Consider the following 14,731-nt stretch of genomic DNA (forward strand, 5'->3'; position numbering starts at 1 on the left):
TGTACGGCCCTCAACACCATGACTGCTGCATCCCCTTCGACACGCCAATTCACGGTCAGCGATTTCGACTTCGCGCTGCCGCCTGAGCTCATTGCCCAGCATCCCGCGCCCGAACGCAGCGCCTCGCGCCTGCTCGACGGCCGCGGCAGCACGCCCGTCGATCGGGTGTTCCGCGAGCTGCCGCAGCTGCTCGATTCGGCCGACCTGCTGGTCTTCAACGACACCAAGGTGATCAAGGCGCGCCTGTACGGTCACAAGAGCAGCGGCGGTGCGGTGGAGGCGCTGGTCGAGCGCGTGCTGCCCGGCACGCTGGAAGTCTGGGCGCATCTGCGTGCCAGCAAGAGCCCCAAGCCCGGCGCGGTGGTGCTGTTCGCCGATGGTGCTTTCGAGGCCGAGGTGCTGGGCCGCTGCGGGCCGGACAACGGACTGTTCCATCTGCGCTTCCCGTCCGATCCTTTCGCGCTGCTCGAAGCGCACGGCCATGTGCCGCTGCCGCCCTACATCGAGCACGCCGACGAGCCCGACGACGAGAGCCGCTACCAGACCGTGTTCGCGCGCGAGCCAGGCGCGGTGGCCGCACCGACCGCGGCGCTGCATTTCGACGAAGGCGTGCTGGCCGCTCTGGCGGCGCGCGGCATCGCCACCGCCCATGTGACGCTGCATGTGGGTGCCGGCACCTTCCAACCGGTGCGCGTGGAGCGACTGGAGGAGCACGCCATGCACAGCGAGTGGTTCCAGGTCAGCGACGCCACCGTCGCCGCCATCGCGCAGGCGAAGGCGCGTGGCGGCCGCGTCGTCGCCGTGGGCACGACCACGATGCGCGCGCTGGAGTCTGCGGCCCTCTCCGGCACCCTGCAGGCCGGTGCCCGCGAGACCGACATCTTCATCACGCCGGGTTTTCAGTTCCGCGTGGTGGACACGCTGATCACGAACTTCCACCTGCCCAAGAGCACGCTGATGATGCTGGTCAGCGCCTTCGCCGGCTACGAGCACATCATGGCGCTGTACCGCCATGCGATCGAGCAGCGCTACCGCTTCTTCAGCTATGGGGATGCGATGCTGCTGAACCGGGCGGGCTGAGCTAGGCTCCGTCTGCCTCCATCGACAAGGAGTTCCCGAAGTGATCGCTCGTCTCGCCGACCTGGCGGTTCTCTTGATCGCGCTGTTGCACGTCTACATCCTGGTGCTGGAGATGTTCCTCTGGGATAAGCCCAAGGGCATGAAGGCCTTCGGGCTGACGCCGGAGTTCGCCGCGCAGACCAAGGTGCTGGCGGCCAACCAGGGCCTGTACAACGGCTTTCTCGCTGCGGGCCTGTTCTGGGGCCTGTGGCTGGGCGCGGCCGGTGCGGGCGTGAAGACCTTCTTCTTGCTCTGCGTGCTGGTGGCTGGCGTCTATGGCGCGGCCACCGCGAGCCGGCGCATCCTCTTCATCCAGGCGGTGCCGGCGGCGATCGGCCTGGGGCTGCTCGCGCTGGGCTGAGCGCTGCTCAGCCAATCGGCTGGTATCGCCGCTTGGCCTTCGCCAGCCACAGGCTCCTTCCGGACCCTGTGCGCGGGCTCAGACCTTCAGCCAGCCCATGCGGCCCTGGCCGCTTTCGTTGAGACGCGCCACGAAAGCGTCAGCAACGGTCTCCGGCAGGCTCAGCGTCGCCTCGACCTGGGCGCCGTGCTGCACGTCCAGCAGCTGCGCGCCGGGCTGCTGCTCGAGTTCGCGGCGCAGCAGGCCTTCCAGCGCATAGGGCAGCGTGCAGCGCAGCTGCCGGCGGCTCACCAGCGGCACCTTGTCGGCCTTCAGCAGCGCCTGGGCGACCGTGTCGGTGTAGGCCCGCACCAAGCCGCCGGCGCCGAGCTTGACCCCGCCGAAGTAGCGCACCACGGTGGCGAGCACGCCTTCCAGGTCCTGGTGACGCAGCACTTCCAGCATGGGCCGGCCGGCGGTGCCGCCGGGCTCGCCATCATCGTTGGCCGCACTCTGCCCGCCGGCGAGCAGGGCCCAACAGACGTGCGCAGCACCCGGGTGCTGCTCGCGCAGTTCGGCCACCCGTTGCAGCGCCAGCGCGCGGTCGGCGCAGGGCTCCACGCAGCCGATGAAGCGGCTCTTCTTGATGATCAGTTCGCTGGCGACGGCCGTGGCAAGACTCTGCGGCATGGCCGCATTGTCCCTGCCCGATCAGCGGGCGCTGCCGGCTTGCTGCAACCTGGCGCCGCGCGCCAGCCGCTCGCCCAGGTGGCGCTGCAGGATGGCATCGACGCTGCCGTCCGCCAGCATGGCATTGAGCGCCGCATGCAGCCGCTGGCGATCGGCGGCGTTGACGCGCTGCCGTGACACGACCAGCGAGGCCAGCACATCGTCGCCGGGCGCCCAGTCCAGCAGGCTGTGCTGCTGAAGCTCACGCTCGGAAAGCAGCAGGTTGATCGGATGCGCAAGCATCAGATCGACCCGGCCGGCGCGGTAGACGCGCAGGGCAGTGTCGAAGTCTGCGGCTTCATGCACACGGCCCTGTGCGCGCAGCTGATCCAGCCAGGCATCGAGCACCGGGCCATGGCGAAAGCTCTTCACCACCACGACGCGCCGCTGCGGGTCGGCCAGGAAGGCTGCCGGCGTCGGCAGCTGGGCGGCCAGGCTCTTGCGCATCAGCGCATGGTTGCGGCTGCGCAGATAGGGCCAGAACTCGGCCAGCTGCTCGCGCTCGGGCGTGGCGATGCCCGACACCGTGATGTCCAGCTGGCCTCGCGCAAGCTGTTCCCAGATGCGTGCGCGGGAGTTCAGCTCGGACTCCAGCCTGCAGCCACTGCGCCGCGCCAGCTCGGCGACCAGGTCCGGGTCTATGCCACCGGCCTGCCCCTGCTCGTCGCGGAAGTAGAAGCGGCCGAATTCATAGAAGGCGACACGGTAGGGCCCGCAGGCCGTGCCGCCCGCGTCTGCCTGCGCGTCGAAGGCAGACAGCATCAGGGCAAGGGCGCCGAACAGAAATCCTCGTGCAAGCTGCATTTCGTGCCTATTTCATCCACGCCCGGCCGCAGCGGTGGTGCTCACCTGCGACAAGCCGGCCCAACGAGTTCTTCCGCGCAGTCTAGGTCCTGGGCGGGGGCTGCGACAATCCGGACCACCATGCTGAAGTTCGAACTGCACAAGACCGAAGGCCGCGCGCGACGCGGCACGCTCACCCTGAACCACGGCGTCGTGCAGACGCCGATCTTCATGCCGGTGGGCACCTACGGCACGGTCAAGGGCGTGATGCCTCGCTCGCTGGAGGAGATGGGCGCGCAGATCATCCTGGGCAACACCTTTCACCTGTGGATGCGTCCGGGCCTGGACATCATGCGGCAGTTCGGCGGCCTGCATAAGTTTGAGAGCTGGAACAAGCCCATCCTCACCGACAGCGGCGGCTTCCAGGTCTGGAGTCTGGGCGAGATGCGCAAGATCTCGGAAGAGGGCGTCAAGTTCGCTTCGCCGGTCAACGGCGACAAGCTGTTCCTGACGCCCGAGATCTCGATGCAGATCCAGACCATCCTGAACTCGGACATCGTCATGCAGTTCGACGAGTGCACGCCTTACGAGACCAAGGGGCACATCACCACCGAGAAGGAAGCGCGGCTGTCGATGGAGATGAGCCTGCGCTGGGCCAAGCGCTGCCAGGACGAGTTCGCGCGGCTGGAGAACCCCAATGCGCTGTTCGGCATCGTGCAGGGCGGCATGTTCGAGAACCTGCGCGACCATTCGCTGGCCGGTCTGGCCGCGCTCGACCTGCCTGGCTATGCGATCGGCGGCCTCTCGGTGGGCGAGCCCAAGGCCGACATGCAGCGCATCCTCGCGCACATCGCGCACCAGCTGCCGGCCAACAAGCCGCGCTATCTGATGGGCGTGGGTACGCCGGAGGATCTGGTCGAAGGCGTCAGCCAGGGCGTCGACATGTTCGACTGCGTGATGCCCACGCGCAATGCGCGCAACGGCCACCTCTTCACCCGCTATGGCGATCTGCGCCTGCGCAACAGCCGCTACAAGACCGACGAGCGGCCGGTGGACGAGACCTGCAGCTGCTACTGCTGCACCAACTTCAGCCGTGCCTATCTGCACCACCTGGACCGCTGCGGCGAGATGCTGGGCCCGATGCTGACCAGCGTGCACAACCTGCACTACTACCTGAACCTGATGAAGGAAGTTCGCGAGGCGCTGGATGCCGGCGACTTCGCCGGTTTCCAGCAGCGCTTCGCGGCGGACCGCTCGCGCGGCGTGTGACGCGGCGCGCCGGTACTGCCGAGTCGGGCGCCAGCCTTGATCAGAGGACCTGAGCCATCTGTTCGAAAGCCAGCCGCGGGCCGCGCGGATGGTTGCCGCTGGCGTCGCCGTAGCCCAGGTTGATCAGAAACTGCGCCTGGTAGCGGCCGTCGGCGAAGAACTCGGCATTGAGCTTGGCCGCGTCGAAGCCGGCCATCGGGCCGCAGTCCAGGCCGAGCAGGCGCGCGGCGATGATGAAGTAGGCGCCCTGCAGATGCGCGCTCAGCGTCGCTGTGCCGGTGGCCTTGGCGGCATCGGCGGCGAACATGTCGCGGCCGCCGGGAAAGGACGGGAACTGCGTGGGCAGGTGCTCGTAGAACTGGCTGTCGGCGGCGACGATCACCGTCACCGGCGCGGCCAGGGTCTTGGCCAGATTGCCCGGCGACAGGGTCGGCGCCAGCCGCTGCTTGGCCGCCTCGCTCTTCACGAAGACATAGCGCGCCGGCTGGCTGTTCATCGCCGTCGGGCCCCACTGCGCCAGCTGCACGATCTCGCGCAGCGTCGCGTCGCTGACCGGATCGGGCCGGAACTTGTTGAAGGTGCGGGCCTGGCGGAAGGCGAGGTCGAGGACGGCGGCGTCGGCAGTGTGGTTCATTGTGCTTGGTAGCGGAAGGCTGGCATGGCGTTCACTCTAAGCGAGAGCGGCGGACCGGCGCTTGCGATGGCTTGAAGCCACGGTTCAAGCCGGGCGAACGATGCTGCGGCGCTCAGCCCCGGTGCGATGAGCGTGCCCAGGCGACGAAGCGTTGCAGGAACTCGGGCACGGCGATGAACAGGACGCCCGCCACCACCGCATTGGCCAAGCCCAGCACGAGAAAGAGCTCTGGGACGCTCAGGCCCGCGCCGAGCAGCGCGCCGGCCAGCAGCGAGCTGGCCACCATGAACAGCGCGTTGAGGATGTTGTTCGCGGCGATGATGCGGGCGCGGTGCGAGGGCTGCGAGCGCAGTTGGATCAGCGCATACATCGGCACGCTGTACAGACCGGCGAACAGCGCCAGCAGCCCGAGGTCGGCGAGCACCCGCCAGTGCGCCGGCTGCGCGAGGAACTCGCCCAGCGCCAGCGGCGCGGCTGCTGCAGGCAGGCCGCGCGACGCGAAGTAGAGGTCCACCGCGAACACGCTCATGCCGATCGCGCCCAGTGGCACCAGGCCGATCTCGACATGACGCCTGGAGAGCTTCTCGCACAGCAGAGAGCCTATGCCTATGCCCACCGAGAACACCACCAGCAGCAGCGACGCGACCTGCTCGTTGCCCTGCAGCACCTGTTTGGCGAAGACGGGGAAGTTGGCCAGGAATACCGCGCCGAAGAACCACATCCACGAGATGCCTAGCAGCGAGCGGAACACCACCGGATGCTGGTGCGCGAGCTGCAGATTGCGCCAGGTCTCGCTGACCGGGTTCCAGTTGATGCGCAGCTGCGGGTCGGTGGCCGGGCAGGGCGGAATGGGCTGCGCCGTGAGGCGGCCCAGCACCGCCACGGCCAGGCAGGCCAGTGCCACATGCTCGCGCCCCACCTCGGGAGTGGCGATCAGCAGGCCGCCAGCCACGCTGCCCAGCAGGATGGCCACGAAGGTGCCCATCTCCACCATGCCGTTGCCGCCGGTGAGCTCGCGTTCATTGAGCTGCTGCGGCAGGTAGGCGTACTTCACCGGCCCGAACAGCGTGGACTGCAGCCCCATCAGGAACACGCAGGCCAGCAGCACTGGCACCTGCACCGCGTAGAAGGCCCAGGCGGCCAGCGCCATGATGGCGATCTCCAGGTCCTTGGTCAGTCGCATCAGCCGCGCCTTCTCATGCTTGTCGGCGAGCTGGCCGCTGGTCGCCGAGAAGAGCACGAAGGGCAGGATGAACAGTGCACCGATTACCAGCCCGGCCTGTGTCGGCGGCAACCAGCCGAGCTGCAGCTGGTAGGTCACCATCACGGTGAAGGCGAACTTGAACAGGTTGTCGTTGGCCGCGCCGAGGAACTGCGTCCAGAAGAAGGGCGCGAAACGGCGCTGGCCCAGCAGCGCGAACTGGCCGGGGTGGTCTTGCTGACTCATGGGGTCCTCCCGCCGGCGGATTCTGCCAGCGGGCTGCTCACCAGAACTCCCAGCGCCCTGTGGCGATCACCCAGATGCCCAGTGCGCCGTTGGTCACCGCGTGCGCGATCACGGCGGTCCACAAGCGGCCGGTGCGGATGTAGAGCCAGGCATAGGCCAGGCCGGCGATCGCCGCGGCGAGCCAGAGCGTGTGGGCCAGCGTGAAGATGAAGGTCGAGACGATCAGCGCACGCAGGCTGACGCGGCCAGGGTCCACGGTCTCGAAGCGCGGGTTGTCGATCCAGCGCATCAGGAAGCTGCGCCAGAACAGCTCTTCCATGAGGGGAACGACCAGCGCCGCGCCGATCAGGCGCAACGCCACCAGCGGCCAGATGAGCTGGCCGGACGCATCCACAGGCACGAAGCTGGCGGTCGGCGGCGCGAGCTGCATCCACGGCGCATCGAGCTGTATCCATAGCACGAAGACCAGCAGGCCCACGATCACGGCCAGGCGCAGCTCGCGCGCATCGGGCCAGTTCTGCCGCGCCAGCTCGCCGTATTCGCTGCGCCACCACAGCAGCGCGCCGCCGACCGCCACCACGCTCAGGCCGTAGATCCAGCGCGCATCGAAGTTGATGTCCGCGATGTCGCCGAGCAGGCCGCGCAGGCCCAGCAGGGCCATGAAGATCGCGAACGGTACGCAGCGGGCGACGGCGGCCGGGCTGAGCTGCATGGTCAGCCCTCAACGCCCGCCGCTGACGTCGAGCATCGCGCCGACGGTGTAGCTGGCGGCGTCCGACAGCAGCCAGGCGATGGCCTCGGCAATCTCGTCAGCGCGGCCCATGCGCTGCGCCGGGATGCTGGCCACCGCAGCGGCGAGCCGGCCGCCCATGCCGTCGCTGCCGTGGATCTCGGTATCGATGATGCCGGGGCGCACGCCGTTGACGCGTATGCCGTCGGTCACCACCTCGCGCGCGAGGCCCACAGTGAAGCTGTCGATCGCGCCCTTGCTAGCTGCATAGTCCACATAGACGCCGGGCGAGCCCAGCTGCGCGGCGCGCGACGATAGGTTGACGATGGCACCGCCGCGGCCGCCATGGCGCGTGCTCATGCGCTTCACCGCTTCGCGGCAGCACAGCAGGGTGCCGAACACATTGACGGCGAACAGCCGCTGCCAGCGCGCCATGTCCATCGCTTCGACGCGCGCGGCTGGTGCCACGACGCCGGCGTTGTTGACCAGCCCGGTCAGCGCTCCGAGTTCGGCGTCGACGCGCGCGAACATCGCCAGCACCTGCGCCTCATCGGCCACATCGGCCTGCACGCTGATCACGCGCGTGCCATGACGTTCGCGCAGCTCGGTGGCCAGCGCCTCGGCAGCGGCGGCATCGCGCGCATAGTTCAGCGCCAGCTCATGGCCCTGCGCCGCCAGCAGGCGTGCCGTCGCCGCGCCGATGCCGCGGCTGGCGCCGGTGATCAGCGTGATCGGGACCCTCATGCCAAGGCGACGCGGTTGCGGCCCAGGTGCTTGGCGCGGTACATGGCCGCGTCGGCCTGACTGATCAGCAGATCACCGGCGAAGGGCGGTGTGCTGGCCAGGCCTATGCTCAAGGTGACCTCCAGATCCGGTGCCAGGTCTTGCCAGGCATAGGCCTCGACGCGCTCGCGCAGGCGCTCGCAGACTTCGAAGGCGCGGTCCGGGTCGGTGTCGGGGAAGAGCACGAGGAACTCTTCGCCGCCGTAGCGCAGCAGCAGGTCGCTGCCGCGGGTGTTTTCCTTGAGCATGCCGGCGAGGATCTGCAGCACGCGATCGCCCACCGCATGGCCGAAGCGGTCGTTGATGGACTTGAAGCGGTCGGCGTCGATCAGCGCCAGCGTCAGCGGCTGGCCGCGGCGCTCGGCTTCGCGCGCCAGCACCGGCATGCGCGACTCGAGCAGGCGGCGGTTGCCCAGACCAGTGAGCGGGTCGCGCTCGACATGGTCGAGTAGCGCCTCGGCCTTCTCGCGTGCCTCGTCGGCTTCGGCACGCGCATGGGCGGCCTGGGCGCGCGCCTGCTCGGCTTCCAGCCGGGTGACGAAGAAGCGCGACTGCGCCATCAGCTGCGCGATCGAACGACGGCGCTCGATCGCTTCGAAGGCCTCATGCTGGCGCAGCGCCTCTTCGTGGCGGCCGAGCAGCTTGGCGGCGCGATACAGCGCATGGTGCAGGCGCAGCGCGGTGGCTGCCGGCGCATTGCCGCTGGTTTCCTGCAGCAGCGTGGCCAGATCGTCGTAGGCCTCCTGCGGCTGCTCGCGCAGCAGTGCCAGCTCGGCCAGCGAGCAGCGCAGCCGCCAGCTCTGCGCCTGGTAGCCGCGGTTGCGCGCGTCGTCGAGCGCGTGCATCAGCAGCGCCTCGGCCTCTTCCAGAGCGCCGGAGTGCAGCAGGGCCTCGCCGAGATTGCCCTCGGTCATCACGCGCGGAAAGGGGTCGCCGTAGGCCTGCGCATGCGGCCGCGCCTCGCGGGCATAGCGCAGCGCGCGCTCCAGCGCGGCGGCGCATTCGACATCGTTGCCGCTGTCGCGCAGCAGGTAGAAGGCGCCCAGCGCGACGCCGCAGAGATTGTTCAGCGTGACCAGCTGCTCGAAGTGCGTGGCCTGGTCGCGTACCAGCACTGCGGCCTCGCTCATCAGCCGCTCGGCCTGCCAGGGGTCGCCCATGCGCTCGAACGTGGCGCCCAGCGCGTTGAGCGACAGCGCGAGCTGGCGCACCTCGCCGAGCTCCTGGGCCATCGCGCAGCCCTCGTTGGCGCAGCGGATCGCCGTCTCGAAGTCGCCGGTCTCGAAGCCGCCCAGCGTCATCCAGCGCAGCAGTTCGCAGAGCTGCTCGCTGGGGCCCTGGTTGCGCAGCAGCGGCAGCACCGCTTCGCCGGCGCGGATCATCGCCGGCAGCGCGCCGCGGCGGTAGAGGAAGAAGGCGCGCAGCCGTCCGGCTTCGACCTGCTCGGCGGTATAGCCCAGGGCCTGGGCGAGCTCCCAGGCCCGCTGGGCGTGGGTCAGGCCTTCATCGAGCTGGGACTCCACCTGGGCGCGGCGAGCCGCCGACAGTGCATCGGCCAGGGCGTCCCCGGAGACCTCGCTGCTGAGTACTTCTTGCATTTGAGGCTGCTGCTTCTGCTTCTTCTTGTCCAGAAGTGGGAAGCGTAGCCGATTCGAGCGTCGGCAGAGCCCCGGGGCCGGCAAGAGCGGTGCGCAGGACGGCTGCGGGCGCGGGTGGCGTTGTGCGGGAGCCGCAGTGCGCTTGACCTCGGTCTTGGCTCAGCCTTGCAGGCCGCGTCAGGCATGCGGGACATGCCTGGCTCTTCGCCAAGCGTCGGTCAAGCCGCAGGGCTTGACCTCGGTCTTGGCTCAGCGACTCGTCGGCATCACGAATTCGGCGCCCTTGGCAATGCTGGCCGGCCAGCGCTGCATGATGCTCTTCTGCTTGGTGTAGAAGCGCACGCCTTCCTCGCCGTAGGCATGCATGTCGCCGAACAGGCTCTTCTTCCAGCCGCCGAAGCCCTGCCAGGCCATGGGCACCGGGATGGGTACGTTGATGCCGACCATGCCCACCTGGATGCGGCGCGCGAACTCGCGGGCGATATTGCCGTCGCTGGTGAAGCAGGCCACGCCGTTGCCGTACTCATGGTCGTTGACTAGCTTCACCGCCTCGGCGAAGTCCTTCACGCGCACGCAGGCCAGCACCGGGCCGAAGATCTCTTCCTTGTAGATGCGCATCGCCGGCGTCACCTGGTCGAACAGCGTGCCGCCGGTGAAGAAGCCGCCTTCATGGCCGGCGACCTTGTGACCGCGGCCGTCGACGACCAGCTTGGCGCCTTCCTCGACGCCCAGCGCCACATAGCCTTCGATGCGGTCGCGTGCCTGCGCGGTAACGATGGGGCCCATCTCGGCGTCCAGGTCCATGCCGTTCATCACCTTCAGCGTGCGGGTGCGCTCGGCCAGCTTCGGGATGATCTTGTCGGCCACGTCGCCGACCAGCACCGCCACCGAGATCGCCATGCAGCGCTCGCCGGCCGAGCCGTAGGCGGCGCCAATCAGCGCGTCCACCGACTGCTCGATGTCGGCGTCGGGCATCACCACCATATGGTTCTTCGCGCCGCCCAGCGCCTGCACGCGCTTGCCGTTGCGCGCGCCGGTCTCGTAGATGTATTGCGCGATCGGCGTCGAGCCGACGAAGGAAATCGCCTTCACGTCCGGGTGGTCCAGCAGCGCATCGACGACGACCTTGTCGCCCTGCAGCACGTTGAAGATGCCGTCGGGCAGGCCGGCCTGCTTGAACAGCTCGGCGATGAACAGGCTGGGCGAGGGATCGCGCTCGCTGGGCTTGAGGATGAAGGCGTTGCCGGTGGCGATGGCCAGCGGCGCCATCCACATCGGCACCATGAAGGGGAAGTTGAAGGGCGTGATGCCGGCCACCACGCCCAGCGGCTGGCGCACCGTCCAGTTGTCGATGCCGGTGGAGACCTGCTCGGTGTAGTCGCCCTTGAGCAGCTGCGGCACGCCGCAGGCGAACTCGACGATGTCGATGCCGCGCGTGACTTCGCCCTGCGCATCGGTGAAGACCTTGCCGTGCTCGGCGGTGATCATCGCGGCGATGTCGTCGCGATGCTTGTTGAGCAGCTCGAGGAACTTGAACATCACCCGCGCGCGGCGCAGCGGCGGCGCGTCGGCCCAGGCCGGGAAGGCGGCCTGCGCATTGGCCACCGCCTTGGCCACGTCCTCGGCGCTGCCCAGCTGCAGCTGGCGTGCCACCGCGCCGGTCGCCGGGTTGTAGACCGCCTGCGTGCGGCCGCCGGTTGCCGGCACCGCGGCGCCGCCGATGTAGTGGGTGATGTCCTGCGTCGCGGCGTAGGCGGGCGTGGAGGCGAGGGCCATGGCGGTCTCCGGTCAGAGCTTGTCGATCAGCGCAGTCTAGGTAGGTGCCGGCTGCGCGCCTAGGCATCGGCGGCGATTTGATTGTTCGATAATCTGAACAATCATGGTGACGACAAGCCGCACGCCCGAACTCCGCCAGGACCTGCTCTGGGGCCAGCTGCAGGCGCTGTCGGTGCTGGCCCAGCTGGGCAGCTACACCAAGGCGGCACAGCGTCTGTCGCTGTCCAAGGCGGCGGTCAGCCAGCGCATCGCCGAGCTGGAGCGGGCGATGGGCACGCAGCTGGTTGCGCGCACCACGCGCTCGGTGCGCCTGACCGAGGCTGGCCAGCGCCTGGTGGACGACACCGAAGGCGCTTTCGCCCAGATCGCGCGCAGCGTGGCCGAGCTGCGCGACTCGGCAGGGCAGCCGCGCGGCCTGATGCGCATCACCGCGCCGGTGGCGCTGGGTCGCCAGCATGTGGCGCCGCAGCTGGACGCCTTCCTGCGTCGCTATCCGGAGATCCGCATCGAGCTGGACCTGTCGGACCGCCTGGTGCCGCTGGCGCAGGAAGGCTTCGACCTGGCGATCCGCCACACCAGCAATCCGCCGGACACGCATGTGGCGGTGAAGCTTTGCGACTCGCGCACGCTGCTGCTGGCCAGCAGCGCCTACCTGAAGAAGCACGGCGTTCCCGGCCATCCGGCCGAGCTGGCCGAGCATGCCTGCCTGCCGTATCTGCGCCCTGGCACCCCGGTCTGGCACTTCGAGCAGCTCAGGGCAGCGCGCGGCGCGGCGGCAGAGCGCGTCAAGGTGCCGGTGCAGGGGCCGCTGCGCGCCGCCAACAGCGAGGTGCTGCGCGAGGCCGCGCTGGCCGGGCTGGGCATCGCGCTGCTGCCGGACTTCTCGGCCGGGCCGGCCTTGCGCGCCGGGCGCTTGAAGGAGCTGCTGCCGGATTGGCGGCCGGTGGGCTTCTTCGGCGACGCGGTCTGGGCGCTGCACCCCTGGAGTTCCACCACGCCACGCCCGGTGCGCCTGTTCACCGAGCACATCAAGGCGGCGCTGGCTGGCGGCTTCTGAGCCCGTGGCTGAGCTCGTGAAAAAAAGACGCCCGGCCGGCGAACCGGTCGGGCGGTGAAAGTCCTCGAGGGAACGAGGACGTCGTTGGGACGGCGTACCGCGCGAATTCGTCAATGAGTCAATCGGCGCGGCCTTGCGGGCACTGTAGGTGGGGCGCTCGCAGCGCGGCTATCCCACCAATTGGGGGAAATCTGCTAGGCGGCGGTGGGTCGCATCCGGGATGCGTCAGGGCTTGTTCGAGGGCCGACAATAGCGGCATGAAGTCCCGACCTCCCAGGCCACAGGGCCACCCCGCCGGCAAGGCGTCTGCCAGGACGTCCCGTGCGCCTTCGTCCGAGTCCGCGGCACGAGTGGCAGCACAGCCCGCCGCGCAGCCGCCCAAGCCGCCGGTGCAACCCTTGAGCGAAGCCGAGATGCAGCGCCTCGAGGCCCTGCTCGATGCGGTGCCTGCGCCGCTGGAGCCGCTGGACCTGGCGATGCTCGACGGCTATCTGGTCGGCGTGCTGCTGCAGCCCAAGGCTGTGCCCACGCATCTGTGGTGGCCGCTGGTGCTCGATGCCGAGGCCGGACGCAAGCCGCCCGAGCGCTTCGCCACCGATGAACTGCAGGCGCTGGTCAAGCGCCGCTACCAGGAGCTCAATCGCGCGATCGCCGAGCGCCAGTGGTTCGACCCCTGGGTGTTCGAGCTGGCCGACGAGGACGATGAAGAGGGCGAGGCCGATCCGTCGGAGACCCTGCTGCCCTGGGTGGCCGGCTTCGCGCTGGCGGCCGACAGTTTTGCCGGCCTGATGGACCAGAAGGCGGCAGACCTGCTGGAGCCGCTGGCGGCGATCTACCGCCATCTGGACCCGGACGACCTGGAGGATGCCGACGAGCTGCTCGAGGAGATCGAGACGCTGGAGCCGCCGGCCGATCTGGAAGAGGCGGTGGAGAGCCTGGTCGCGGCCTGTCTGATGCTGGCCGATGTGACGCGGCCGCAGCCGGCCGCCAAGGCAGCGCCGCCGCAGCGCCGCGGTCCGCCGGGGCCGCGCCGGGGTGCGCCGCCGCGGCGTTAGCCGACGCTGGCCTCAGGCGGCGAAGAGCCGCTGCGCGTGCAGGCCCAGGCCGGTGGCCACCGAGGCAAAACGGTCGCCGCGCACCAGCTCGGCCGCCGGGTAGTCGGCCGCGATGCGTTCGGCCAGCAGGCGCAGGCCTGTGGAACCGCCGGTGAAGTAGAGCGCGTCGATCTGCTCGGGCTTGAGCCCGGCCTGCGCCACCGTCTCGCGGCCGGCCTGCGCGATGCGCTGCACGTCGCCATCCAGCGCCTCGACGGCCTGCGTCTCGGTCAGCGTGACGGCCAATGCCGACTCGATCAGGCCCAGGTCGATCAGCGCGTCGCCACCGCCCGAGGCCTCGATCTTCGCGGTCTCGGCCAGCCCGATCAGCTCGTGGCCGAAGCGTTCCTCGACCACCGTCATCAGCCGCTGGTGGTGGCGCGGCTCGCCGTAGAAGCCGCGCATCGCGCGCAGCTCGGCGACGCGCGCCGGGTTGTAGACGGTGTTGATCAGGTGCCAGGTGGCGAGATCGAAGTAGACGCCGCTGGGCACCTCGCGCGGCGGCAGGCCGTCGTTGCGCGGCGGGCCGTAGCTGCGGTAGCCGAACTCGCGCAGGATGGTGGCCAGCTCGATGTGGCGGTCGAAATCGGTACCGGCGATGTGCACGCCGTGGTTGGCGAGGATGTCCTCGCGGCGGTCCAGGCGCTGCATGCGCTGCGGGCCGACGCGCACCACCGAGAAGTCCGAGGTGCCGCCGCCGATGTCGGCCACCAGCACCAGGCGTTCCTCTGAAATGCCACTCTCGTAGTCGAAAGCCGCGGCGATGGGCTCGAACTGGAATTCGACATGGCGGAAGCCCACGGCCCGGGCGGCAGCTTCCAGCGAGGCCTGCGCGGCGGCGTCGCGCGCCGGGTCGTCGTCGACGAAGAACACCGGCCGACCCATCACCACATGGTCCAGCGGTGCCGCGGCACCGGCGGCGAGGGCCTGGTTGCGCAGCCGCTTCACATAGCCGGCGAGGATGTCGAAGTACTTCACGCCATGGCCGCCGCCGACATCGGTGGTCTGCTCGATCAGGCCAGAGCCGAGGATGCTCTTCATCGAGCGCATCAGGCGCCCGTCGATGCCGTCCACATAGGCGGCGATCGCGGCGCGGCCGAAGGCGCGCGGCGGGCCGTCGGCGTCATGCGCGCCTTCGGCGAAATAGAACACCGCGGTGGGCATGGTCAGCTGCCCGGGCTCGAGCTCGACCAGGCGCATGCCGGCTGTGCCATCGCCGGCAGGGATGGCGATGGCCGAGTTGGAGGTGCCGAAGTCGATGGCGCAGAAGGACGGGGCGGGCATGGCGGGCGCTGGCGGCGTGGAAAGAGCGGGCGCGGATTGTAGGAGCTGCCCTTGCCGGCGCTGCCGGCCGCCGTCAGATCGTCAGACC

13 protein-coding genes and 1 pseudogene are annotated in these 14,731 nt (G+C 69.3%); 5 read left to right on the forward strand and 9 right to left on the reverse strand.

Features of this window, described 5'->3' with window-relative positions:
* Positions 1–18: 18 nt before the first annotated feature.
* Positions 19–1,080, forward strand: coding sequence for a tRNA preQ1(34) S-adenosylmethionine ribosyltransferase-isomerase QueA (queA, locus tag AC2EBS_RS10505; RefSeq protein ID WP_484728372.1), 1,062 nt, complete (start codon positions 19–21; stop codon positions 1,078–1,080).
* Positions 1,081–1,123: 43 nt separating this feature from the next.
* Positions 1,124–1,480, forward strand: coding sequence for a DUF1304 domain-containing protein (locus AC2EBS_RS10510; protein ID WP_484728741.1), 357 nt, complete (start codon positions 1,124–1,126; stop codon positions 1,478–1,480).
* A gap of 78 nt (positions 1,481–1,558) precedes the next feature.
* Here the strand turns inward: AC2EBS_RS10510 and AC2EBS_RS10515 are convergent, their stop codons facing one another.
* Both AC2EBS_RS10515 and AC2EBS_RS10520 read right to left on the reverse strand, forming a co-directional pair.
* Complete coding sequence (locus AC2EBS_RS10515) at positions 1,559–2,149, reverse strand: IMPACT family protein (protein ID WP_484728373.1); 591 nt, start codon at positions 2,147–2,149, stop codon at positions 1,559–1,561.
* Positions 2,150–2,170: 21 nt separating this feature from the next.
* Positions 2,171–2,950, reverse strand: a complete 780-nt coding sequence (locus AC2EBS_RS10520) for a substrate-binding periplasmic protein (protein WP_484728374.1) — start codon at positions 2,948–2,950, stop codon at positions 2,171–2,173.
* Between the two features lie 162 nt (positions 2,951–3,112).
* Here AC2EBS_RS10520 and tgt point away from each other — a divergent pair, with 162 nt between their 5' ends.
* Entirely contained in the window at positions 3,113–4,240 is a 1,128-nt protein-coding gene (gene tgt, locus AC2EBS_RS10525) for a tRNA guanosine(34) transglycosylase Tgt (protein WP_484728375.1), read from the forward strand.
* Between the two features lie 40 nt (positions 4,241–4,280).
* On the opposite strand, the gene AC2EBS_RS10530 is transcribed toward tgt, so the two are convergent.
* The 6 genes and pseudogenes from AC2EBS_RS10530 to AC2EBS_RS10555 all read right to left on the reverse strand — a co-directional run bounded on the left by AC2EBS_RS10530 (position 4,281) and on the right by AC2EBS_RS10555 (position 11,208).
* The gene (locus AC2EBS_RS10530) at positions 4,281–4,874 is read right to left on the reverse strand and encodes a malonic semialdehyde reductase (RefSeq protein WP_484728376.1); all 594 of its coding nucleotides are present in this window, start codon (positions 4,872–4,874) and stop codon (positions 4,281–4,283) included.
* Positions 4,875–5,001: 127 nt separating this feature from the next.
* A pseudogene (locus AC2EBS_RS10535) lies at positions 5,002–6,321 on the reverse strand (MFS transporter); the annotation flags it as partial.
* 37 nt (positions 6,322–6,358) lie between these two features.
* A complete protein-coding gene (locus AC2EBS_RS10540; protein ID WP_484728377.1) occupies positions 6,359–7,033 on the reverse strand; it encodes a CAAX prenyl protease-related protein in 675 nt (224 codons plus the stop codon).
* A 9-nt stretch (positions 7,034–7,042) separates the two neighbouring features.
* A complete protein-coding gene (locus AC2EBS_RS10545; protein WP_484728378.1) occupies positions 7,043–7,795 on the reverse strand; it encodes an SDR family oxidoreductase in 753 nt (250 codons plus the stop codon).
* Positions 7,792–9,432, reverse strand: coding sequence for a GGDEF domain-containing protein (locus tag AC2EBS_RS10550; protein ID WP_484728379.1), 1,641 nt, complete (start codon positions 9,430–9,432; stop codon positions 7,792–7,794). The genes AC2EBS_RS10545 and AC2EBS_RS10550 overlap by 4 nt, the downstream gene beginning before the upstream one ends.
* A gap of 249 nt (positions 9,433–9,681) precedes the next feature.
* Positions 9,682–11,208: a CoA-acylating methylmalonate-semialdehyde dehydrogenase gene (locus AC2EBS_RS10555; protein WP_484728380.1), complete on the reverse strand. Its 1,527-nt coding sequence runs from the start codon at positions 11,206–11,208 to the stop codon at positions 9,682–9,684.
* A gap of 103 nt (positions 11,209–11,311) precedes the next feature.
* Here AC2EBS_RS10555 and AC2EBS_RS10560 point away from each other — a divergent pair, with 103 nt between their 5' ends.
* Entirely contained in the window at positions 11,312–12,265 is a 954-nt protein-coding gene (locus AC2EBS_RS10560; protein ID WP_484728381.1) for a LysR substrate-binding domain-containing protein, read from the forward strand.
* A gap of 389 nt (positions 12,266–12,654) precedes the next feature.
* Positions 12,655–13,320, forward strand: coding sequence for a YecA/YgfB family protein (locus AC2EBS_RS10565; RefSeq protein WP_484728742.1), 666 nt, complete (start codon positions 12,655–12,657; stop codon positions 13,318–13,320).
* 12 nt (positions 13,321–13,332) lie between these two features.
* Here the strand turns inward: AC2EBS_RS10565 and AC2EBS_RS10570 are convergent, their stop codons facing one another.
* Positions 13,333–14,643 (reverse strand): Hsp70 family protein, encoded by a 1,311-nt coding sequence (locus AC2EBS_RS10570; protein WP_484728382.1) that lies wholly within the window; start codon positions 14,641–14,643, stop codon positions 13,333–13,335.
* Positions 14,644–14,731: the final 88 nt, after the last annotated feature.

This window comes from Roseateles sp. T103 (genome assembly GCF_057219915.1).